Source organism: Skermanella sp. TT6 (assembly GCF_016653635.2).
Lineage (GTDB): Bacteria > Pseudomonadota > Alphaproteobacteria > Azospirillales > Azospirillaceae > Skermanella > Skermanella cutis.
On record NZ_CP067420.1, the window covers coordinates 5,892,654 to 5,912,863 of the forward strand.

General features: G+C 69.4%; 22 protein-coding genes and 1 riboswitch. Of the genes, 10 read left to right on the forward strand and 12 right to left on the reverse strand.

Annotated elements, in window-relative coordinates:
- The first annotated feature begins 7 nt into the window (after window positions 1–7).
- Both IGS68_RS27535 and IGS68_RS27540 read left to right on the forward strand, forming a co-directional pair.
- Entirely contained in the window at window positions 8–793 is a 786-nt protein-coding gene (locus tag IGS68_RS27535) for a TIGR02186 family protein (protein WP_201076175.1), read from the forward strand.
- Window position 794: 1 nt separating this feature from the next.
- Window positions 795–1,289: a universal stress protein gene (locus IGS68_RS27540; protein ID WP_201076182.1), complete on the forward strand. Its 495-nt coding sequence runs from the start codon at window positions 795–797 to the stop codon at window positions 1,287–1,289.
- Between the two features lie 344 nt (window positions 1,290–1,633).
- Here IGS68_RS27540 and IGS68_RS27545 read toward each other — a convergent pair whose 3' ends face one another.
- Window positions 1,634–2,860, reverse strand: a complete 1,227-nt coding sequence (locus IGS68_RS27545) for an adenylate/guanylate cyclase domain-containing protein (RefSeq protein WP_247881101.1) — start codon at window positions 2,858–2,860, stop codon at window positions 1,634–1,636.
- Between the two features lie 109 nt (window positions 2,861–2,969).
- Between IGS68_RS27545 and IGS68_RS27550 the strand changes: the two genes are divergently transcribed.
- Window positions 2,970–3,527, forward strand: coding sequence for a NifU family protein (locus IGS68_RS27550; RefSeq protein WP_201076184.1), 558 nt, complete (start codon window positions 2,970–2,972; stop codon window positions 3,525–3,527).
- A gap of 22 nt (window positions 3,528–3,549) precedes the next feature.
- On the opposite strand, the gene IGS68_RS27555 is transcribed toward IGS68_RS27550, so the two are convergent.
- Entirely contained in the window at window positions 3,550–4,635 is a 1,086-nt protein-coding gene (locus IGS68_RS27555) for a polysaccharide deacetylase family protein (protein ID WP_247881102.1), read from the reverse strand.
- A gap of 77 nt (window positions 4,636–4,712) precedes the next feature.
- Entirely contained in the window at window positions 4,713–5,258 is a 546-nt protein-coding gene (gene ddpX / locus IGS68_RS27560; protein WP_201076186.1) for a D-alanyl-D-alanine dipeptidase, read from the reverse strand.
- Window positions 5,259–5,331: 73 nt separating this feature from the next.
- Here ddpX and tsaB point away from each other — a divergent pair, with 73 nt between their 5' ends.
- Window positions 5,332–6,018 (forward strand): tRNA (adenosine(37)-N6)-threonylcarbamoyltransferase complex dimerization subunit type 1 TsaB, encoded by a 687-nt coding sequence (gene tsaB, locus IGS68_RS27565; protein WP_201076192.1) that lies wholly within the window; start codon window positions 5,332–5,334, stop codon window positions 6,016–6,018.
- A 173-nt stretch (window positions 6,019–6,191) separates the two neighbouring features.
- Window positions 6,192–6,551 (forward strand): GNAT family N-acetyltransferase, encoded by a 360-nt coding sequence (locus IGS68_RS27570; RefSeq protein WP_247881431.1) that lies wholly within the window; start codon window positions 6,192–6,194, stop codon window positions 6,549–6,551.
- On the opposite strand, the gene IGS68_RS27575 is transcribed toward IGS68_RS27570, so the two are convergent.
- Entirely contained in the window at window positions 6,548–6,790 is a 243-nt protein-coding gene (locus IGS68_RS27575; RefSeq protein WP_201076203.1) for a sulfurtransferase TusA family protein, read from the reverse strand. The two genes, IGS68_RS27570 and IGS68_RS27575, sit on opposite strands and share 4 nt — an antisense overlap.
- Before the next feature lie 102 nt (window positions 6,791–6,892).
- On the opposite strand from IGS68_RS27575, the gene IGS68_RS27580 reads away from it, so the two are divergent.
- The 3 genes from IGS68_RS27580 (at window position 6,893) to IGS68_RS27590 (ending at window position 9,437) form a co-directional block, all read left to right on the forward strand.
- Window positions 6,893–7,309, forward strand: a complete 417-nt coding sequence (locus IGS68_RS27580) for a Ros/MucR family transcriptional regulator (RefSeq protein WP_201076205.1) — start codon at window positions 6,893–6,895, stop codon at window positions 7,307–7,309.
- A 414-nt stretch (window positions 7,310–7,723) separates the two neighbouring features.
- Window positions 7,724–8,542 (forward strand): GNAT family N-acetyltransferase, encoded by an 819-nt coding sequence (locus IGS68_RS27585; RefSeq protein WP_201076206.1) that lies wholly within the window; start codon window positions 7,724–7,726, stop codon window positions 8,540–8,542.
- A 7-nt stretch (window positions 8,543–8,549) separates the two neighbouring features.
- The gene (locus IGS68_RS27590; protein ID WP_371821865.1) at window positions 8,550–9,437 is read left to right on the forward strand and encodes a lysophospholipid acyltransferase family protein; all 888 of its coding nucleotides are present in this window, start codon (window positions 8,550–8,552) and stop codon (window positions 9,435–9,437) included.
- 19 nt (window positions 9,438–9,456) lie between these two features.
- Here the strand turns inward: IGS68_RS27590 and IGS68_RS27595 are convergent, their stop codons facing one another.
- The 5 genes from IGS68_RS27595 to metZ all read right to left on the reverse strand — a co-directional run bounded on the left by IGS68_RS27595 (window position 9,457) and on the right by metZ (window position 13,994).
- On the reverse strand, window positions 9,457–9,984 hold the full coding sequence (locus tag IGS68_RS27595) for a phasin family protein (RefSeq protein WP_201076207.1): 528 nt from the start codon (window positions 9,982–9,984) through the stop codon (window positions 9,457–9,459).
- A gap of 132 nt (window positions 9,985–10,116) precedes the next feature.
- Window positions 10,117–10,887: an ABC transporter ATP-binding protein gene (locus IGS68_RS27600; RefSeq protein WP_201076208.1), complete on the reverse strand. Its 771-nt coding sequence runs from the start codon at window positions 10,885–10,887 to the stop codon at window positions 10,117–10,119.
- A complete protein-coding gene (locus IGS68_RS27605; RefSeq protein WP_201076209.1) occupies window positions 10,875–11,618 on the reverse strand; it encodes an ABC transporter permease in 744 nt (247 codons plus the stop codon). The genes IGS68_RS27600 and IGS68_RS27605 overlap by 13 nt, the downstream gene beginning before the upstream one ends.
- Window positions 11,619–11,655: 37 nt before the next feature.
- A complete protein-coding gene (locus IGS68_RS27610) occupies window positions 11,656–12,669 on the reverse strand; it encodes an ABC transporter substrate-binding protein (protein ID WP_201076213.1) in 1,014 nt (337 codons plus the stop codon).
- Window positions 12,670–12,785: 116 nt separating this feature from the next.
- Entirely contained in the window at window positions 12,786–13,994 is a 1,209-nt protein-coding gene (metZ, locus tag IGS68_RS27615) for an O-succinylhomoserine sulfhydrylase (protein ID WP_201076220.1), read from the reverse strand.
- A gap of 66 nt (window positions 13,995–14,060) precedes the next feature.
- A riboswitch (SAM riboswitch) is annotated at window positions 14,061–14,139 on the reverse strand.
- A gap of 150 nt (window positions 14,140–14,289) precedes the next feature.
- Between metZ and ftsH the strand changes: the two genes are divergently transcribed.
- A complete protein-coding gene (gene ftsH / locus IGS68_RS27620; RefSeq protein WP_201076223.1) occupies window positions 14,290–16,185 on the forward strand; it encodes an ATP-dependent zinc metalloprotease FtsH in 1,896 nt (631 codons plus the stop codon).
- 43 nt (window positions 16,186–16,228) lie between these two features.
- Window positions 16,229–16,609, forward strand: coding sequence for an RT0821/Lpp0805 family surface protein (locus tag IGS68_RS27625; RefSeq protein WP_201076225.1), 381 nt, complete (start codon window positions 16,229–16,231; stop codon window positions 16,607–16,609).
- A gap of 58 nt (window positions 16,610–16,667) precedes the next feature.
- Here IGS68_RS27625 and IGS68_RS27630 read toward each other — a convergent pair whose 3' ends face one another.
- The 3 genes from IGS68_RS27630 to mutS all read right to left on the reverse strand — a co-directional run bounded on the left by IGS68_RS27630 (window position 16,668) and on the right by mutS (window position 20,179).
- Window positions 16,668–17,000, reverse strand: coding sequence for an XRE family transcriptional regulator (locus IGS68_RS27630; protein ID WP_201076227.1), 333 nt, complete (start codon window positions 16,998–17,000; stop codon window positions 16,668–16,670).
- A complete protein-coding gene (locus IGS68_RS27635) occupies window positions 16,997–17,359 on the reverse strand; it encodes a type II toxin-antitoxin system RelE/ParE family toxin (protein ID WP_201076229.1) in 363 nt (120 codons plus the stop codon). The genes IGS68_RS27630 and IGS68_RS27635 overlap by 4 nt, the downstream gene beginning before the upstream one ends.
- A 72-nt stretch (window positions 17,360–17,431) precedes the next feature.
- The gene (mutS, locus tag IGS68_RS27640) at window positions 17,432–20,179 is read right to left on the reverse strand and encodes a DNA mismatch repair protein MutS (protein ID WP_371821866.1); all 2,748 of its coding nucleotides are present in this window, start codon (window positions 20,177–20,179) and stop codon (window positions 17,432–17,434) included.
- Window positions 20,180–20,210: the final 31 nt, after the last annotated feature.

Below are 20,210 nucleotides of genomic sequence, written 5' to 3' on the forward strand. Positions count from 1 at the left end.
CCGGACGGTGACGCGCCCATCCGTTCAGGCCGGGATCGCCGCGGCGGTCCTGTCCGCCCTCCTGCTGGCCCTCCTGGCCGCGAGCGGGCAGCTGCCGCGAAGCGCCTGGGCGCAGTCCCTGGTCGCCGACCTGTCGAACCACCTGATCGCGATCAATACCGGCTTCGTCGGGACCGAGGTCGTGCTGTTCGGCGCCATCGACGGCCCGGGGGACGTGGCCGTGGTCGTCCAGGGCCCGCCCAGCGAGGTGATGGTGCGGCGCAAGTCGCGGATCGCCGGCATCTGGATCAACGCCGCCAGCATGGAATTCCAGCAGGCGCCCAGTTTCTACAGCGTCGCGACCAACCGCCCGCTCGACCAGATCGTCGGCGACGCCGTGCTGGCCCGGCACGAGATCGGCCTGTCGCACCTTCGGCTGGTTCCCGCCGCGTCCAGCCGCGCGGCACCCGACCGGGTGCGGGAGTTCCGTGAGGCGCTGATCCGCAACAAGCAGGAGCTGGGCCTGTACGGCACCGCGCACGGCCAGGTCGCCTTCCTGGGCGAGCGGCTGTTCCGCACCAACGTCTATTTCCCGGCCAACGTGCCGACCGGGGCCTACACGGTCAGCGTCTTCCTGATCCGCGACGGCGACGTGGTCAGCGCCCAGACCACGCCGCTGACGGTCAGCAAGGTGGGTTTCAGCGCCGAGATCTTCGAGTTCGCGGTGAGGCAGTCCACTTTGTACGGAATCTCGGCCATAATCTTCGCGGTGGCGGCCGGCTGGCTGGCCGGCGCGATCTTCCGAAAGGTGTGACATGAGCGATCCCGGGACCACGGCTTCGACCACTCACCAGCGCATCTTCCTGGTGGTGGTCGACGACAGCGAGGAGCTGAACATCGCGCTGACCTACGCCTGCCTCCGGGCGCGCAATACCGGAGGCCGGGTGGCGCTGCTCTACGTGATCGAGCCCAGCGACTTCCAGCACTGGATCGCGGTCGAGGACATCATGCGGGAGGAGCGCCGGACCGAGGCGGAGCAGGTGCTCCAGCGCCACGCCAAGCAGGTGAACGAGATCACCGGCACCCTGCCGATCCTCTATGTCCGCGAGGGCGAGCGGCGCGACGAGCTGCTGGGCCTTATCAACGAGGAGCCGTCGATCTCGATCCTGGTGCTGGCCGCCGGCACCGGCCCGGAAGGCCCCGGTCCGCTGGTCACCCACCTGGCCGGCAAGGGCGTCGGCAAGCTGCGCATCCCCCTGACCCTGGTGCCGGGCAGCCTGAGGCGCGAACAGCTCGACCTGATCACCTGAGCGGTCTTGGGTGCCCAGAACTGAGTTTCGCTGACCAAGACGCCCGAAAAAGCACCCGACGAATCCGGTGCGTCGCCGTCGGCCGCCGCTGCGCTCTGGAGTCGTGCCCGATCAGGTCGGTCCGCCCGGGGCGGCTCATCCGATGCGTTGCGCCATGGGCGCAACCTACGATCATCGGCCCGCATCACCTCCGCCCTGCATCGAGCCGTAGGTTGCGCCCATGGCGCAATACAGCGCGGCGATTGGAACGGCAGGCCGTGGGGACCGAAGCGGTTCAACCTGATCGGAAATCGCTGTAGCCGACCTGCGGGAGAGCCCGATACCCTGCCGATCGGCGGTCGGCGTCACGCCGCCGGGCCGAACACCTGGATCGGCTCCCTCAGGCCCTTGACCGGCTGGTAGCCCAGCGAGGTCAGGCGCGCCGGGCAGACCGACGCGAACGCCTCCGATGTCAGGATCGGCCGGCCCATCTCGGCGCACAGTCCCTCGATCCGGCTGACCAGGTTGACCGCCGGCCCGATCACGGTGAAGTCCAGTCGGTCCGGCGCGCCGATATTGCCGTACATGACGTCGCCGACATGCATGGCGATGCCGGCCTTCAGGGTCGGCAGCCCCCAGGCCTGGAGCTCGCGGTTGCGGGCCTCCATCTGGCCGACCGCCTCCAATGCTGCGTCCAGCGCGTCATGGACCTTGCCGTCCGGCGCCGTCCCCTCCGGCAGCGGGAAGATCGCCAGCATGGCGTCGCCGATGAATTTCAGGATCTCGCCGCCGCGCGCCTGCACGACGCCGCCCATGATCTCGAAATAGCCGTTCAGAAGGCCGATCAGGTCGGCCAGCGGCAGCCGGTCCGCCAGGCTGGTGAAGCCCCGCAGGTCGCAGTACCACAGCACGGCGCGCAGGGTCTCGCCGGTGCCGCGCCGGATATCGCCGGACAGGATGCGGGTGCCGGCCTCGCGCCCGACATAGGTGTCCAGCACGTTGACCGCCAGCCGCCGCAGCGCCATGGTCTCCAGCACGGTGGAGAGCGCCGGCATCACGTCGTAGATCAGCGTGAGCTGGTCCGAGGTGAAGCCGCCGGGCCGGTTGGACGTCCAGGTCGCGACGTTCAGCCGGCCGGTCGAGAAGCGCATGGGCATGGCCACGTAGTCGGTGCCGCCCTGCGCCTTCAGGTCGTCCAGGATCGTATAGGGGTAGGGCGGCTCCAGCTGCTCGATCCGGTACCGCATGGCGTCGGCCCCGCCCTCGATGATCGCGCCGATCGGGCTGTTCAGGTATTCGGGCCGGAGTTCGGTGCCGTGCTCGCGCTCGATCTCCTCGACGCCGTCCCGGTCCCTCAGCCAGTTGAAGGTGATGCCGCGGATCTGCGGATGGAGCATGCGCACCTGCCAGGCCGCGCGGAACAGCGGCACCCCGCCCTCGATCAGCCGCTTGCAGAAGGCGTCGAGCAGCGCCGCGATGCTGGCGGACCGCCTGCCGTCCTCCATCAGCCAGTCGATCAGCTCCATCCGGCTGAGGATCGCGCCGACTTCCGGAGGGCTCGGGCTGGCGTCGAGGGTCGGCTCGGTGATCATGGCGGTCCCGCGGTATCCTTTCGCCGGCGCTGGTTATGCTTGATCTGCGATACGATCCTGCCCATTTCCGAGGAAGCTCGCCAGTGATGATGGTGGGAAGGAGAGATACATGTTTATTCAGACCGAACAGACCCCCAACCCCGCGACCCTGAAATTCCTGCCCGGGCGCGACGTCCTCGGGCGGGGCACGGCCGACTTCCCGACGCCCGGGGATGCAGCCCGCTCGCCGCTGGCGCAACGGCTGTTCGAGATCGACGGCGTCGCCGGCGTGTTCCTGGGGGGCGACTTCGTCACCATCACCAAGGGCGAGGACCGGGACTGGTACCTTCTGAAGCCGTCCATCCTGGGCGTCATCATGGAGCATTTCACCGCCGGACGCCCCGTCCTGATCGAGACGGCCGCCGACGACAACGCCGCGCACGAGGACGACGACGAGATCGTCGCCCAGATCAAGGAACTGCTCGACACCCGGGTCCGCCCCGCGGTGGCCCAGGACGGCGGGGACATCACCTTCCAGGGATTCGAGGACGGCGTCGTCTACCTCAACATGAAGGGCTCGTGCGCCGGCTGCCCCAGCTCGACCGCGACCCTGAAGGCCGGCATCGAGAACATGCTGCGCCACTACATCCCCGAAGTGGTCGAAGTCCGCCAGAACGCCGCCTACTGAGCGGCGCCCTTCCGGGCACCTGTCACGGGTCCGGCACCAGGAACTGCATGCCGAACCAGCGCCAGCGGCCGTCGGCCGCCGGCAGCGTGCAGTTCAGCCGGGTCCGGCCGGGGGGCATCTCCTCGGCGATCCGCAGCTCGATCCGGTTGCCGTCGAGCCGTTCCAGCGTCGCCCGGCCCTGGCCCGACACGAAGCAGGCCAGCCGGTCCAGGTCCCGCAGCTCCCCGGTGACGGTGAAGCCGACGCTGGGCGGGTTCAGCGCCGGCGGGGACCGCAGCATCGGGTCGGCCGGCGTCACGTCGGCGACCGCGAGCGGCAAGGCGTTGGCGGCCAGCCGGAAGCGGTCGATGCCGCCGAACGACTCGTTCATGAAGAAACGGGGCAGCGCCAGCGCATCGGAACGGGCATGCGCCACGCCCGAGGACTGGCTGAACGCGGCGTCGAACCCCTGGCGCCGCGCCAGGTCGCTTACCGCGAGGCTGTAGCTGCCGAACGGATAGGCCAGCAGGGTCGGCCGCACGCCCAGCTCCGCCTCGACCCGCTCCACCGCCCTGGCCAGGTCGGCGGCGTTCTGCTGCACCGTGCGCTGGGGCATCGACAGGCCGGCGGCCGGCAGCACGCCGATGGCGGCGCCCGCCCTCGCGACCTCCCGTACCTGCGCCCAGGTCATGTGGGTCTCGGCGCCGGCATCGATCGGGTCCGGCGCCACGAACAGGGTGAAGGGCAGGCCGGCCTTCTTCAGCCGCGGGAAGGCCTCGCGGTAGACGGAGCGGTGGGCGTCGTCGATGGTCAGCGCCACCGTCCGGTCCGGCAGGGGGGCGCCCCGCCGCAACCTGTCGAGGACCGCCGGCAGGGGCATCACCGTATAGGCGCCGTCGGCCAGTTCCTCCAGGTGCTGCTCGAACTGGTCCAGCCCGATGCTGACGGGGCCGTACTGGTCCTCGCCGAAACGGCCATAGGCGAACACGACAGCGCCGGCGCCCTGGTCCGGCGGCCCGGAAACCGGCACCTCGCCATGGACCCGGCCCCCGCCGAGCAGGGTCAGGCAGAAAAGGGCGGCGGCGAGCCGGCGGACCGGCGGTGCCATGTGGAACAGCTTCAAGGCCATGCATCTCCGAACGGCTTCCTTGTGACACAAATGGAGTGCCGCAACAAGATTGCCGCTTCCGGCCGGCATCGGCGGCGTCACATGATCCGGCCGCCGGCGGCTCCGTCCCACAGCAGGGGATAGCGTCCGGCGTCCGGCAGCTGGTAGTGCCACCATTCCGACGCGTAATGCCGCCAGCCCGCCGCCGTCATGATGCCCAGCAGCCTGCTGCGGTTGGCCTGGGCGGCCGGCGGGACCGCCGTAGACCCGTGATGCGACAGCGGCGTCAGGTCGTCGAACGGAGTCCCCATGTCGAGCGGCGTGCCGCCGGCGTCCGCCAGCGTCAGGTCGACCGCGACGCCGCGCGCGTGGGTGGAGCCCTGCCGCGGGTCGGCGATGAATTCCGGGTCGGGGAAGGCCCGCCACAGGCTCCACTGGGCCTCCACCGGGCGGAACGCGTCGTAGACCCTGAGCCGGCATCCCTGGCCCAGCGCCAGCCGGGCCGCCCGGTCGAGCGCCGCCGCGGCGTCGGGATGCAGCAGGCAGACGGCCCGGCGATAGATCGCCCGCCCGGTGATGTTGGCCGGGGTCGCGTAAATCAGGTCGATATCGACATCGGGCGACGCAATCTCTAACAACGTCATCTGGATTCCTGAAGGATCGGCAATGAAGAAGGTTCGTATCCGTGTCTAGCATGCCCCGCGTGAAAGATAGGTCATGAAGATCCTCGGCATGGACAGCGCCACCGGCGCCTGTTCCGCGGCGCTCTGGTCCGACGGCGCCGTGGTCGCCCGGCGCTTCGCCGCGATGGATCGCGGCCAGTCCGAGGTCATGATCCCCATGGTCCAGGCGGTGCTGGACGAGGCCGGCGTGACGTTCGGCCGGCTCGACGGGCTCGGCGTCACGGTCGGGCCGGGCGCCTTCACCGGCCTGCGGATCGGGCTGGCCGCCGCGCGCGGGATCGCCCTGGCCTCCGGGCTGCCGCTCGTCGGGGTCACCAGCTTCGAGGCGGTCGCCCACGGCGTGCCCTCGGCGGAGCGCTCCGGATGCCCGCTGCTGGTCGCCCTCGAGTCGCGGCGAGAAGATGTTTTCGTCCAATCATTCGATAGCGAACTTAATCCGCTGGACGAGCCCCGGGCCGTGAGGCCCGCGGACCTGGACCTGCCGGAAGGCCCCTGGCTGGTGGCCGGCGACGCGGCTGCCCGCTTGGCCGCCGCCCTGGGCGCGCGGGAAGGGGGCATGCCAGCATGTCTCCGCATCGCCGCCGGTCCCGGATTGCCCGATGCCGCTCACGTGGCCCGGCTGGTGGCCCTGCGCGGCCTCGCCGGAGCCGGGGCGGGTCCGCCTCAGCCCCTCTATATCCGCCCGCCCGACGTCACGCTGCCGGCGCCCCGGACGCGATGAGGACCGGCGACGCGATCCCCGGCGCGACCCCCGGCGCCGCCGGTCCCGGGTCGGTCAGGCTCGAGCCCGCCGGCCCCGCCGACCGCGAAGTCCTCGGCTGCCTTCACGCCGCCTGCTTTCCGGAGGAACCGTGGAGTGCTGCGGCCATTGGTCGCCTCCTGGAGACGCCCGGCATGTTCGCCTTCCTCGCGGACGCCGGTCTCCCAGGGGAGCCGCGCCCCGTCGGTTTCGTCCTGGCCCGCGTCGCGGCGGGGGAAGGGGAGGTTATAACCATCTGCATAGTTCCCGGAGCGCGCCGTGCCGGCGCCGGACGGGCCCTGCTCGCCGCGGCGGCGGACACGGCGAGGGAATGCGGTGCCGAAAGCCTGTTCCTGGAGGTCGCCGAGGACAACAGCCCGGCCCTTTGCCTGTATAGGCGCCGGGGATTCCTCGAAATTGGTCGCAGGCCCAACTACTATCGTCGAATAGACGGAGCAATCGCGGCTATTGTCATGAAGTTGGAACTATTCCAACCGAATACGAACCATAGTTAACGCTTGATCACCCAGAGCCGGTGGACCCCCTCCGAAGCGCTGGGATTTTCCGGTTCTGGTCCCTGTACGGAGTGGCCCAGCTCGATCAACGATCTGGGCACGTTTTCCAAGGGTTCTCCAGCATTCAAGCGGACTTCGAGGGTTTCGCCGGGGGCCATGCGCTCGACCCGCAACTTGGTCCGGACAAAGGTTAACGGGCAGACGTCCGCTGTGATATCGAGGAAGTAATCCGCTGACATTGCTGTGCTCAAAATGTGCTCTTCACTCGCAGTAGATCGTTATTGCGTTGCTCGCGGAGAAGACTTATATCACAGTTTGTCGGTCCCCTGGAGCAAAGATAGATGAACAACGGATCCCCATCCAACGAGCTGTTGTCTCTGACGACAGAGATCGTGGCTGCTCATGTTTCCAACAATACAGTGGCCGTTACAGACCTGCCTCAACTGATCGAGCAGGTCTACAGGACCCTCGCCAATGTTGGCGTCGAGCCGGCGCCGGTCGTGGAGCGCCCCCAGCCAGCGGTTCCGATCAAGAAGTCGGTTACTCCGGAGTATATAGTCTGTCTGGAGGATGGCAAGAAGCTCAAAATGCTGAAGCGGCATCTGAAAACCGCTTACGACATGACGCCGGAGGAATATCGCGACCGGTGGCAGCTGCCCCCCGATTATCCCATGGTCGCGCCGAACTACGCCAAGCAGCGGAGCAAGCTGGCCAAGCAGATCGGCCTCGGCACCCGCGCCCGGCGCGGAGCGGCCTGACGGCAGAGGGGCCGGCACCCCGGTTCCGATCGGATGCTCCAGGCGCCCGGGGCGTTCCGGCCCCGGGCCGCGCCTGATCTTCCGATCGGCGACTTGACGACCGGCGTTCGACTGGGATGATTTTCGCTGTATGCCGGCCGCCGGTGGAAGCGGGGCGACGACGCGCCGCAGCTACTACCGCCAGTACTTGTGCGACCGTAGATGATTACAGATAAATGACTCAGTTGACCTTGGCCTGGCGCTTTGTGGTATGCGTGTCGGGCGATGGAACGTTGCAGCCCTTCGAGTCGACTGCCCGTCCCGTCGGCATGGCGCACGCCGTACCGCGGATCGCCACCCCGCCCGGGGTGGCCGGTATCTTGGTCAAGCGGCGGTCGGCCATGCTTGCGCAACCCGAGCACCGCAGGCGAGAGCATGTCCGACCTCATGATCGATCAGCTTGTCCGGAGCGATCTCCGCTCAGGCAACCTGGAAGTCCGGCTGGCCGAATCCTCGGCCGAGGTTGATGCAGCCCAGGCGCTGCGATACCGAGTGTTCTACACCGAGATGGCGGCCCGGCCGACCGCGGAAATGGCGGCCCGGGGCAGGGATTTCGACGGTTTCGACAGGGTCTGCGACCATCTGCTGGTCATCGACCACAACCTGGGCTCCGGTGCCTCCGGCGTGGTCGGGACCTACCGGCTGATCCGCCGTCCCGCCGCCCGCTCCGCCGGCCGGTTCTATTCCAGCGACGAGTACGATATCTCGCTGCTGGCGGGCTATCCGGGAGAGGTCCTGGAACTGGGCCGCTCCTGCGTGGACGCGGCGTACCGTTCCCGGCCGACCATGCAGCTCCTGTGGCGCGGCATCGCCGCCTATGTGTTCCAGTACGACATCGCGCTGATGTTCGGCTGCGCCAGCCTGCCGGGCACCGATCCGCGGAAGCTGGCCCTGCCGCTCTCCTTCCTGCACCACAACCACCTGGCTCCCCCCGGGCTGCGGCCGGTGGCGCTGCCGGACCGCTACACCGGCATGAACCTGATGGAAGAGCACGAGATCGACATGCGGGCGGCCCTGAACCTGCTGCCGCCGCTGATCAAGGGCTATCTCCGCCTCGGCGGCTTCGTCGGTGACGGCGCCGTGATCGACGAGCAGTTCAACACCACCGACGTCTGCATCGTGGTCAAGACCGACCAGGTCACCGACAAGTATTCCAAGCATTACGAGCGGCGGCGGGACGCCCTGGTATCGTGACTGCTGCATGATGAGGGCGCGCGAACCCGACGGCTCCATGGGGTCGCCCCTGCTCGGCATCGCCCGCCTGACGGTCTACGGCGTCTTCACGGTCCTGCTGATGCCGGTGCAGGCCCTGCTGGTGTGGCTGCGCTCGCCCCTGCGCCACCGCCTTCCCAGGGCATACCACGCCGCCTGCACCCGCATCCTGGGCCTGCGGGTCGCCGTGACCGGCCGGCCGGCGCTGTCGCGTCCCACGCTCGTCGTCTCCAACCATTCCTCCTACCTGGACATCATCGTCCTGGGCTCGCTGGTTCCCGGTTCCTTCGTCGCCAAGACCGAGGTGGGGGGATGGCCCTTCTTCGGCCTTCTGGCCAAGCTCCAGCAGACGGTGTTCGTCGACCGCAAGGCGCGCAACGCCGGAACCCACCGCGACGACATGCGCAGCCGGCTGGAGGACGGCGACATCCTGATCCTGTTCCCCGAAGGGACCTCCTCCGACGGCAACCGGACCCTGCCGTTCAAGACGGCTTTGTTCAGCGTCGCTGCGCTTCGTGTGGATGACCGTCCGATCAAGGTCCAGCCGGTATCGATCACCGCGGTCAAGCTGGACGGCATCCCCCTGGGGCGGGCGCTGCGGCCGTTCTACGCCTGGTACGGCGACATGGAGCTGGTCGGCCATGTCTGGCAGATGGTCAAGCTGGGCCGGGTGACGGTGCAGGTGGAATTCCACGAGCCGGTCGACGTGGAGGCGTTCGGCAGCCGCAAGGCGCTGGCCGACCATTGCTGGCGTGTGGTCGCCGCCGGGGTCGACCGGGCGGTCTCGGGGCGGGGGGCCGCGGCGCCGGCGCCGCGCCGCCCGGCAGCCTCGGAAGGGGCCGGCGGAAGCGCCGTGGCGGGCGCCGCGGCCGGGTGACGCGGCGCCCGATCCGCCGTCAGGCGTGCTCGTTGGCCAGGCGCGCGGCGTTCGCGGAAGCCACCTTGTGGATCGGCACCAGCCCCGCGTCGGCCATGCGGATCACGGCCTCGGTCAGCTTGGTCGCCGCGTTCGCGGCATTGACGAAGCTGCACTGGACGTAGTTCTGCTGGACGCGGACGATGTCGGCGGGCGTGCGGCAGGTCGCCAGCTCCGTCACGGCCTTGGTGGTCGTGCCGGCCTGGCCCATGACCCACGCGCTCCAGCCCTCGAACATGGCCTTGTAGCTGTCCATCATCGCGTGGTGGGACTGGATGGCGGCCTCGATCTTCTCCTGCCCCATCAGCGTGAATTCCGGATTGGTCATCGCCACGGGATCGCCGACCGCCTGCATCATCATGGCGGTGCGGTAACCGATCGTCTGCACCGAGGCGAGAGCCATCTCCTGGGTCTTCTCGGCGGTGCGCGCGAGATCCTGCCCTGCTGCGACGAGGCGGCCGAGATTGCGGCGGTGGGCGGCGATAGCGCGCGGGGAAGCGATCATCATGGGTTTCACATCGTTATGAAGAGCGGCACGCGCGCGGGAAGGCCGGCGGTGCCTCACACAAGGGCAACGTACCCCAAGCCGCGGCGTTCCGCATCCAAAATGCTGCAGTGCAAAAAACCGGTCGCCGGACTCTCAGATGCCGGCGCCGTCGCTGACCGACTCGGATAGGGCCGCCCGGATGGTCCGGACGGTGTCGGCGAAGTGGACGGTGTCCCGTTCGCGCGGGCGTGCCAGGTCCACGTCGAAGTCGCGGACGATCCCGGCCGGCTTGCCGCCCAGCAGCACGACCCGGTCCGCCAGATAGACGGCCTCGTCCAGGTCGTGGGTCACGAACAGCATGGTCGTGCCGGTCTCGCCCCACAGCCGCAGCAGCTCGTCCTGAAGGGTCTGGCGGGTGATCGCGTCCAGGGCGGAGAACGGCTCGTCCAGCAGCAGCAGGTCCGGCCGTACCGACAGGGCGCGGGCCAGGTTGATGCGCTGGCGCTGGCCGCCGGACAGCTGGTGGGGCCAGCGCCCGGCCATGTCGGCGAGGCCGACCAGCGACAGCGTGTCGCGCGCGCGGGCCAGCCGGTCGGCCTTCGAAAGGCCGGTGCCCTCCAGCCCGAAGGCGACGTTGTCCAGCACCCGCCGCCAGGGCAGCAGGCGGGCCTCCTGGAAGACCAGGGCCACCGGCCGGCGGCCGGTCTCGGACCTGACCGGCATCCGGACCGTGCCGGCCGCGGGAGCGGTCAGCCCGGCCAGCACGCGCAGCAGGGTCGACTTGCCCACGCCCGACGGCCCGACGACCGCGGTGAAGGAGCCGCGCTCCAGTTCCGCGGTGAAGCCGGACAGCACCGGCGGAGCCGCGCCGTAGGCGATGGCGAGGTCCCGGATATCGACGAGGTTTTCGGCTAGCGCTGCCATCTGAGCAACCGGTCCCTGATCTGCACGAAAAGCGCGTCGGTCAGGCCGTACAGCGCCGCTATGGTGATCATGTAGACGACGACCACGTCGGTCGCCAGCAGGCTCGACGCCTGGATCATCCGCTGGCCCAGGCCGGGCACGCCGAACAGCTCGGCCGCGACCACCGCCATCCAGGCCTGCCCCAGCCCGGTGCGGACGCCGGCCAGGATGCCGGCCGTCGATCCGGGCAGCACGATCTTGACCAGCTTGGCCCAGGTGCCGCGATGCCCGAAGGCGTCGGCCACCTCCAGCAGGTCCTTGTCGATCGCCTTGGCGGCGCCGTAGGCGGCGTAGTAGTTGATCCAGAACACGCCGATGATGATGATGAAGGTCGCGGCCGCCTCGCTGATGCCGAACCAGACGATCGCGAAGGGGACCCAGGCCAGGCCCGGGACCGGCCGCAGCAGCCGGATCACCCAGGACAGCGCCGCTTCCAGCTTGTCGTAGAGCGCCGTCGCGATGCCGAGCGCCACGCCCAGCCCGGTGCCGAGCGCCAGCCCGAGCAGGTAATGGCGCAGGCTCGCGATCACCGCGTCCAGCCAGTATCCGCCGGAGATCTCGCGCAGGAAGGCCTGCGGCAGGCTGGTGGGCGGCGGCAGGAACAGCGGCGAGACCAGGCCAAGGCGCGGGACCGCCTCCCACAGGATCAGGAAGGCGGCAAGCCCGACGGCGGCGAGCAGGGATCGTTGCATCAGCGGAACGTCACGGTGCCGGAACGGAGGCGCGCGTTCAGCGCGCCGTGGCCCGGTAGAAGCTGTCGTCGAACAGCACGTTCAGGTCGGCAGCCTTCTCCAGCACGCCCAGTTGAAGCTGGAAGTCCTGCATCACGCCGGTGGCGTCCTTGATGGTCATCGGGTCGGCGACGAACTTGCTGGCCGGCGACACCACGGCCTGCTCGAAGGTCGCAAGGTCGGTGATGCCCTTGCCCAGGCCCTTCTGCAGGTGCTTGGCGGCCCGGTTCGGCTCCTCCTTCAGCAGGGTCGTGGCCCGGGTGTTCAGCGCCACCATCGTCTTGGCGGCCTCCGGATTGGCCTTGACGAAGGCGCCGGTCAGCGCCAGCACGGAACCCGGCTGGTTGGGCAGCATCTGGCCGCCCAACGCCAGCAGCTTGGTGTTGGGATCGCGCTGCCGGACCACGGTCAGGGTCGGCTCGCGGATCGTCGCGGCATCGACGGCGCCGGCCAGCAGCGCCTGCTGGGTCGCCTCGATCCCCATGGCGGTGATCTGGTACGTCGCGGGATCGGCCTTCACGACGTTCTGCAGCCAGTAGCGCAGCACGGTGTCGGGAACGGAGCCGGGCGGCTGGGTCGCGATGCGGACCGGGCGGCCCTCCCGTTCGACGAATTCCTTGAAGCCGGCGGCCGTCGCGGCGTTCGCCTGGGTGCCGAAGCCGCCGCGCCCGACCACGGTCATCTCCTCGATCGCGGCGGAGGCGTAGACCTTCACGTCGATGCCGCGGGCGCTCGCCACCATGATCGGGCCGATGCCGCCGTAATAGGCGTCGAGCGTGCCCGAGGCCAGGGCGCTGATCATCGCCGGACCCGACTCGAACTGCGTGAGCTTGAGGGTGAGCCCGGCATCCTTGGCCCAGCCCTCGCCGTCGATGACGAACAGCTGTCCCGACCCGACCACGGGGATGAACCCGACGCGCACGTCGGTGGCCTCGGCCGCCGTTGCGCCGCCGGCGATCAGGAGGGCGGTTGCGGCCGCGAGACGGCGCACCTTGGACAACAGAGTCGACATGGCGGGAACTCCCTGGACGAAAGCCGAAACTACAAGCCCGGCTATATAGAGGGAGGGGGCGAGCCGTGCAAGCTGAAGTGTAAAATCCCGCATTTCACACTTCAGAAATGCCTAAATCAGGCCCGGGCGAGCGCCTGGTCCAGGTCCTCGATCAGGTCGGCCGCGTCCTCCAGCCCGACCGACAGGCGGATGCTGGCCGGGCTGATCCCGACCGCCGCCTTGTCCTCGTCGGAGAGCTTCTGGTGGGTGCTGGTCGCGGGGTGGGTGATCAGGCTCTTGCTGTCGCCCAGGTTGTTGGAGATCTTGACGATCCGAAGCCCGTTCATCAGCCGGAACGCCTCCGCCTTGCCGCCGGCGACGTCGAAGGCGACCAGCGTGCTGCCGCCGCCCATCTGGCGCTGCGCCAGCTCGTACTGGGGATGGCTCTTCAGGCCGGGATAGAGCGTCCTGGCGATCCGGGGGTGCCCGTCCAGGAACTCCGCGATCCGCTGGGCCGCGTCGGTCTGGGCGGCGACCCGCAGGTCCATGGTCTCCAGCCCCTTCAGCAGCAGCCAGGCGTTGAACGGGCTCAGCGCCGGGCCGGTGTGCCGCAGGAAGGGGGCCAGCGTCTCGGCGAACTTGTCGTCGCACAGGATGGCGCCGCCCAGGCACCGGCCCTGGCCGTCGATATGCTTGGTCGCGGAATAGACCACGATGTCGGCGCCGAACTCCAATGGCCGCTGGAGCACCGGGGTCGCGAAGACGTTGTCCACCACCACGCGGGCGCCGGCGGCATGGGCCAGTTCGCAGACCAGGCCCAGGTCCACGATGTCGAGCATCGGGTTGGACGGCGTCTCCAGGAACACGACGTTGGCCGGGCGGCTCAGGGCGTCGCGCCACTCCTCCGCCCTGGTGCCGTCCACCAGGGTCGTTTCGATCCCGTACTGGGGCGCCAGGTTCTTGACGATGTGCAGGCACGACCCGAACAGCGCGCGGGGCGCCACGATGCGGTCGCCGGCCTTGAGCTGGCACATCAGCGCCGCGAACACCGCCGCCATGCCGCTGCCGGTGGCGAAGCAGCGCTGCGCCCCCTCGTAGGCCGCCAGCCGGTCCTCGAACATGGCGACAGTCGGGTTGCGGAAGCGCGAATAGACATAGCGCAGCCCATCGGTCGCGAAGGCGGCCTCGGCCTCCTCCGCCGAGCCGTAGACATAGCCCGACGTCATGAAGATGGCTTCGCAGGTCTCGTCGAAGCCGGTCCGCAGGGTGCCGACATGGACCATGCGGGTGCGCGGCCGCAGCGTTGCGGGGGTGCCGTTCTCGGGGGAAGTGTCGTTCTTGCTCATGGTGTCGTCGCTCCGCCCGCCGTTGCGGGTACGCAAAAAAGCCCCGACCGACAAGGGATCGAGGCGCGGATGCGACTCCAAACCTTTTTAGCAGCTTGTTTTACGTGGCCTGCAAGCCGGTCGCCAAATCACCACGTTTCGCGCGTTCTAGCCGGGTCGTGGGAGGGCGTCAAGATCCATGTCGAAAGGGTCGCGACCCCGATGCCGCGCCGCCGCGCATACGTCTTATTAACTATGTTTCTGTACTCAGGGTCTCTGCTTTTGTCTCAATCATGCTCGGACTCTCGGGTCGCTGATGAAAACCTTCCTTAAACGGCATGCGCGGGTGATCGCGATCGTGGCAGCCCTGGTGGTCACCGGGGCGCTGACCGGCGGCGCCGGGCTGGCCTATGTCTACGCTTCCGGCTCCGGCGGTGCGGCGGCGCTGCTCAGCCGGATCGACCGGCAGGAGGTCGGGCAGAGCGAGTTCGCCGATCGTCTCGCCGCCGGACGGATCGCGTCCCTCGCCGTCGCCGGCAACCGGATCGAATTCACCGACCGCGACGGCGTCCACGGCGTCACCACCGTCCTGTGGACCGACGCCCTGCGTCAGGCGGTCGCGGCCCCCGGCATCCCGATGACCGTCGAGCCGACGGAGGGCGGCGCCCTGCTGACCACCAACCGCTGGCTCGACGTGCTGCTGAAGCTGAACATGGTGGGCTTCCTGGCCTTCGCCCTGGTCTTCATGGTCAGCATGATGCGCTCGCCGGTCAAGAAGGCGGGCACCGCCACCTCCCACGTCCGGTTCTCCGACGTGGCCGGCGTGGACGAGGCGAGGGCCGAGCTGACCGAGCTGGTCGATTTCCTGAAGCATCCGGGCCGGTTCAAGGGCATCGGCGCCGGCATCCCCAAGGGCGTGCTCCTGGTCGGTCCTCCCGGCACCGGAAAGACCCTGCTGGCCCGCGCCGTGGCGGGGGAGGCGGGGGTGCCGTTCTACGCCGTCACCGGGTCCGACTTCGTGGAGATGTATGTCGGCGTCGGCGCCGCGCGCATCCGCCGGCTGTTCCGCGACGCCCGCAAGCGCGCGCCCTGCATCCTGTTCATCGACGAGATCGACGCGCTGGCCCGGGCCCGCGGCGCCACCTCGCCGAGCGGCGGCCAGATCGAGACCGAGAACACCCTGAACCAGCTCCTGGCCGAGATGGACGGCTTCGCCCGGGCCAGCGGCCTGATCGTGATCGCGGCGACCAACCGGGTGGACGTGCTCGACCCCGCGATCGTGCGGCCCGGCCGGTTCGACCGGCACGTCTTCGTCGGCAATCCCGACATCAAGGGCCGCGCCGCCATCCTGGCGGTCCATGCCGCCCGCGTGGCGCTGGACTCCGACGTGGACCTGACGCTGGTGGCGCGCGGCACGCCCGGCATGTCGGGCGCCGACCTCGCCAACCTCGTCAACGAGGCGGCGCTCCGGGCGGCCCGCGCGGGCCGCGCCCTGGTCTCCATGGCCGACTTCGAGCAGGCCCGCGACAAGATCGTCATGGGTGGCGAGAAGGCCACCGTCATGTCCGAGGACGAGCGCCGCCTGACCGCCTTCCACGAGGCCGGGCACGCGCTGGTCGCCTGGCGCTCCAGGCATTCCGACCCGGTCCACAAGGTCACCATCGTGCCGCGCGGCCGGTCGCTGGGCATGATGGTCCGGCTGCCGCTGGAGGACCGCTTCTGCCTGTCCCGGGCGCGGCTGGAGGCCGAGCTGGACGTCACCATGGGCGGCAGGGCGGCCGAGGAGATCGTGTTCGGCAGGGACTTCGTGACCACCGGCGCCGCCGGCGACATCCAGATGGCGACCGACATCGCGACCAAGATGGTCACCACCTGGGGCATGTCCGACCGATTCGGCATGGTCGCCTACGGCGGGGGCGCGGCACCGGCCGCCGCGACCGCGGCGCGCTCCCCCGCCGGCGAGCCGGGCGCCCTGTCGCCCCAGGTCGCCGAGGAGGTGCGCGGCATCATCGACGCGGCATACCGCCGCGCATACGACCTGATCGCCGCCGACCTGCCCCGCCTGCACGAACTGGCCGACGGCCTGCTGCGCGACGAAACCCTCGATGCCGCCGCCGTCCGGGCCATCCTGGAGCGGGACGCGGACCGCGGGGCGCCGCCCAGCGTCAGGCTTGTCCAGGCCGATCCGGACCATTATGAATTGGCGGTATGAGTCGGCCCGACCACGACCGAGCCGCAATGATCAAGGTGCCGCAATGAAGAAGTTCCTCCTGGCCGCCGCCGTCCTCGCCCTGGCGGGATGCGCCGACAAGCCCGCCGGGCCGGGCGCCGCCGTGGTGATCCCGGAAGCCGCCCCCCTGGTCACGCTGGATGACAGCGACCGGACGATCATCGACCAGACCCTCCAGGCGGCGTCGCGCGGGGGCGTCGGCAAGCCGGTCCAGTGGTCCAACCCGGCGACCGGCAAGAACGGCGCCGTCACGGTGATCCGCCAGGGCTACACCCGCGACGGCAAGCTCTGCCAGGAATTCCACCTGGTCGCCAGCAAGGGCGTCGTCCGCGCCCAGCAGGTCGGCAAGGCCTGCCGCGAGTCGGGCAAATGGTCCCCCGAAGGCGGCTATACCCTGGGGAGCTGAAGCTTTCCCCAGGCACCATCCGGATAGCGGTCGGGGAGATTGCCGCGAAGGCGGAAGCTTAATCCGCCGAGCGGCCCTCCACCTCCGCGAAGTTCCTGATCACGACGTCGCCCTCGGGAAAATGGGCGACCACCCGCAATTCCCCGCCCATTGCCTCGACGAATCGCCTGAGATTGCTGACATACATGTCTGTGCGTTTTTCCATCTTCGCGACGGCGGATTGATCGACCTTCAATGTCTCGCCAAGCGCGGCCTGGGTCAGGCGCCGCGCTTCACGCAACTCGTGCAGCGCCATCTCATTGCGCAGGAGGTTCTTCTTTTCCTCGATCCGAGCCTTGCTTTCGGGGCTCATTTTGGATCGCAGGACTGCGAAGCTCTTGCGTCCACTCATTGGATCAACCCTTCCTCTCTCAACTCGTCGAGATACACGTCATAGAGATCATCGGCGACCGGTATCATTTCTTGGTAGAAGCGATCCCGTCCGGTCTTGTCGCCACCTATCAGAAGAATGGCCTGCCGCCGGGGGTCAAAGGCGTAGAATAGGCGGATAGGCCGTCCGCCGCTCTGTATCCTCAGTTCGCGCATATGTCCGTGCCGGGAGCCGTTGACGCCCGAAGAATAGGGAAACCGGAGGCGGGCTCCCTGCTCGGTCAAGAGGTCGACGATCGCCGCGACGTCTTCCTGTTCCGACTCGGCCAGGGTATCCCACCAATCCTCGAATTCATCGGTGTGTTCAACGGTGGTCGTCATGAAGCAAGGATATGCCATTGACGGCATATCTTCAACAAACGGCTGGTCCTGGTGCCCTTTGCTGCAACGGCCTCACCCGCCCAGCATCGCCCGCAGCCGGTAAAGCTCGTCGAGCGCCGCCTTCGGCGTCAGATCGTCCGGGTTGATCGCCTTCAGCGCCTGCTCGACCGGCGACGGCCCGGCCGGGGCCGCCGGTTCCGGGTCCTTCCGACGCAGGGCCACGCTGAACAGCGGCAGGTCGTCGGCCAGCCGGGCGACGCTCACGCCGTGCTCGCCCTTCTCCAGGATCTCCAGCACCTGTTCGGCCCGCGCGATCACCGCCTCCGGCAAACCCGCCAGCTTGGCCACGTGGATGCCGTAGCTGCGGTCGGCCGAGCCCGCCGCGACCTCGTGCAGGAAGACCACCTCGCCCTGCCACTCCTTGATCCGCATGGTGTGGCAGGACAGCCGGGGCAGCTTGGCGGCCAGGGTCGTCAGCTCGTGGTAGTGGGTCGCGAACAGCGCCCGGCAGCGGGTCGCCTCGTGCAGGTGCTCGACGCAGGCCCAGGCGATCGACAGCCCGTCGAAGGTCGCCGTGCCCCGGCCGATCTCGTCCAGGATCACCAGCGCGCGGGGTCCGGCCTGGTTCAGGATCGCCGCCGTCTCGACCATCTCGACCATGAAGGTGGAGCGCCCGCGCGCCAGGTCGTCGGCGGCGCCCACGCGGCTGAACAGCCGGTCGACCACGCCGATCCGGCACCGCTCCGCCGGAACGAAGCTGCCGATCTGGGCCATCACCGCGATCAGCGCGTTCTGGCGCAGGAAGGTGGATTTGCCCGCCATGTTGGGGCCGGTCAGCAGCCACAGCCGGTCGTCGGGAGCGAGATTGCAGTCGTTGGCGACGAACCGCGAGCCGTCCGACGCGGTCAGCGCCGCCTCGACCACCGGGTGCCGGCCGCCCCTGATGTCGAACTCCAGGCTGTCGTCCACGACCGGCCGGCAATAGCGCCGCTCCTCCGCCAGCTCGGCCAGCGCCGTCGTCACGTCCAGCAGGGCCAGCGCGCGGGCGGCCTCGCCGATCCGGTCGGCCCGGGCGGTGGTGTCGCCGACCAGCTCGTCGAACAGCGCCAGCTCCACCGCCACCGCCTTGTCTGCCGCCTCCGAGATCTTCCGCTCCAGCTCGCCCAGCTCGACCGTGGTGAAGCGGACGGCGCTCGCCAGCGTCTGGCGGTGGATGAAGGTCTCCGCCGCCTTGCCGGACATCAGCTTGTCGGCGTGGGTCGGCGTCACCTCGATGTAATAGCCCAAGACGTTGTTGTGCCGGATCTTCAGCCCGGACACGCCGGACAGGTCGGCATAGCGCGCCTGCATCGCGGCGATCAGCCGGCGGCTCTCGTCCCGCAGGGTCACCAGGTCGTCCAGGTGGAGCGCGAAGCCCCGGGCGATGAAGCCGCCGTCGCGGGCCAGCAGCGGCAGGTCGGGCGCCAGCGCGCGCTCCAGCCGGTCGATCAGGGTGGAATGCTCGCCCAGGCCCGCCGCCGCCGTCTCGATCCCGGCGGGTCCCGGCGTCATGCCGGCGCCGGCCAGGACGCGGCGCATCTCCACGGCGCGCACCAGCCCGTCGCGGACGCAGGCCAGGTCGCGCGGCCCGCCCCGGCCCAGCGCCAGCCGCGACAGCGCCCGCTCCATGTCGGGGCATTGGCGCAGCAGCGCCCGCGCCTCCGCCCGGACCCGGTCCTCCGCCAGGAAGAAATCCACCATGTCCAGCCGGCCGGAGATCTCGCCCCTGTCGGTCGAGGGGGCCGACAGCCACGCCGCCAGCAGGCGGGCGCCGGGACCGGTCACGGTGCGGTCGATCGCGGCCAGCAGGCTGCCCCGGCGCTCGCCGGTCAGCGTTCGGGTCAGCTCCAGGTTCCGGCGGGTCGCCTGGTCGATCTCCATGACGGCGCCCTGGGCCAGCTGGCGCGGCGGGTTCAGCCGCGGCACCCGGCCTTTCTGGGTCAGCTCCACATAGTCCACCAGCGCGCCGGCCGCCGCGACCTCGGCCCGGCTGAAGCTGCCGAAGGCGTCCAGCGTGCCGACGCCGAACAGGTCGAGCAGCCGGCGACGCCCGTTCTCGCTGTCGAACCGGCTGTTCGGCTGGACCGTCAGCCGGCTCTTCCACTCGCCGAACAGCTCGAACAGGTCGGGCTGCTGGACCAGCCGCTCGGGCAGCACCAGCTCCTGCGGGTCGAGTCGCTGGAGCGCCGCCGCCAGACCGTCCCGGCTCACCGGCTGGAGCGTCAGCTCGCCCGTGGACAGGTCCAGCCAGGCGAGGCCGGCGCCGCCCGCCGTCTCGGCGAGCGCGCCCAGGAAATTGTTGGCGCGGGCGTCCAGCAGGCTGTCCTCGGTCAGCGTGCCGGGGGTGACGACCCGCACCACCGCCCGCCTGACCACCGACTTGCCGCCGCGCTTCTTGGCCTCGGCAGGGTCCTCCATCTGCTCGCAGATCGCCACCCGGTGGCCGTGGCGGATCAGGCGCAGCAGGTAATTCTCGTGGCTGTGGACCGGCACCCCGCACATGGGGATGTCCTCGCCGTTGTGCTGGCCGCGCCGGGTCAGGGTGATGTCCAGCGTCGCCGCTGCGGCCACCGCGTCGTCGAAGAACAGCTCGTAGAAGTCGCCCATCCGGTAGAACAGCAGGCAGCCCGGATGGGCCTGCTTGATCTCCAGGTACTGCGCCATCATCGGAGTCGAGGCGGGCGGGATCGCTGACGGGGAGGCAAGCGTTGTGTCGGGCACGGCAACCGGATCGCTGTCGGGAAAGGTGTTCTCGGGACGTTTCGTCTCGGGGGCTCTCATGGCGGCGCCACCCTAGCACGCCGGACGCACC

Coding starts and splice junctions, on each gene's coding strand:
- IGS68_RS27540 (WP_201076182.1), top strand. CDS start 795: ATGAGCGATCCCGGGACCACGGCTTCGACCACTCACCAGCGCATCTTC.
- IGS68_RS27545 (WP_247881101.1), bottom strand. CDS start 2,860: ATGATCACCGAGCCGACCCTCGACGCCAGCCCGAGCCCTCCGGAAGTC.
- IGS68_RS27550 (WP_201076184.1), top strand. CDS start 2,970: ATGTTTATTCAGACCGAACAGACCCCCAACCCCGCGACCCTGAAATTC.
- IGS68_RS27555 (WP_247881102.1), bottom strand. CDS start 4,635: ATGGCCTTGAAGCTGTTCCACATGGCACCGCCGGTCCGCCGGCTCGCC.
- ddpX (WP_201076186.1), bottom strand. CDS start 5,258: ATGACGTTGTTAGAGATTGCGTCGCCCGATGTCGATATCGACCTGATT.
- tsaB (WP_201076192.1), top strand. CDS start 5,332: ATGAAGATCCTCGGCATGGACAGCGCCACCGGCGCCTGTTCCGCGGCG.
- IGS68_RS27570 (WP_247881431.1), top strand. CDS start 6,192: ATGTTCGCCTTCCTCGCGGACGCCGGTCTCCCAGGGGAGCCGCGCCCC.
- IGS68_RS27575 (WP_201076203.1), bottom strand. CDS start 6,790: ATGTCAGCGGATTACTTCCTCGATATCACAGCGGACGTCTGCCCGTTA.
- IGS68_RS27580 (WP_201076205.1), top strand. CDS start 6,893: ATGAACAACGGATCCCCATCCAACGAGCTGTTGTCTCTGACGACAGAG.
- IGS68_RS27585 (WP_201076206.1), top strand. CDS start 7,724: ATGTCCGACCTCATGATCGATCAGCTTGTCCGGAGCGATCTCCGCTCA.
- IGS68_RS27590 (WP_371821865.1), top strand. CDS start 8,550: ATGATGAGGGCGCGCGAACCCGACGGCTCCATGGGGTCGCCCCTGCTC.
- IGS68_RS27595 (WP_201076207.1), bottom strand. CDS start 9,984: ATGATGATCGCTTCCCCGCGCGCTATCGCCGCCCACCGCCGCAATCTC.
- IGS68_RS27600 (WP_201076208.1), bottom strand. CDS start 10,887: ATGGCAGCGCTAGCCGAAAACCTCGTCGATATCCGGGACCTCGCCATC.
- IGS68_RS27605 (WP_201076209.1), bottom strand. CDS start 11,618: ATGCAACGATCCCTGCTCGCCGCCGTCGGGCTTGCCGCCTTCCTGATC.
- IGS68_RS27610 (WP_201076213.1), bottom strand. CDS start 12,669: ATGTCGACTCTGTTGTCCAAGGTGCGCCGTCTCGCGGCCGCAACCGCC.
- metZ (WP_201076220.1), bottom strand. CDS start 13,994: ATGAGCAAGAACGACACTTCCCCCGAGAACGGCACCCCCGCAACGCTG.
- ftsH (WP_201076223.1), top strand. CDS start 14,290: ATGAAAACCTTCCTTAAACGGCATGCGCGGGTGATCGCGATCGTGGCA.
- IGS68_RS27625 (WP_201076225.1), top strand. CDS start 16,229: ATGAAGAAGTTCCTCCTGGCCGCCGCCGTCCTCGCCCTGGCGGGATGC.
- IGS68_RS27630 (WP_201076227.1), bottom strand. CDS start 17,000: ATGAGTGGACGCAAGAGCTTCGCAGTCCTGCGATCCAAAATGAGCCCC.
- IGS68_RS27635 (WP_201076229.1), bottom strand. CDS start 17,359: ATGACGACCACCGTTGAACACACCGATGAATTCGAGGATTGGTGGGAT.
- mutS (WP_371821866.1), bottom strand. CDS start 20,179: ATGAGAGCCCCCGAGACGAAACGTCCCGAGAACACCTTTCCCGACAGC.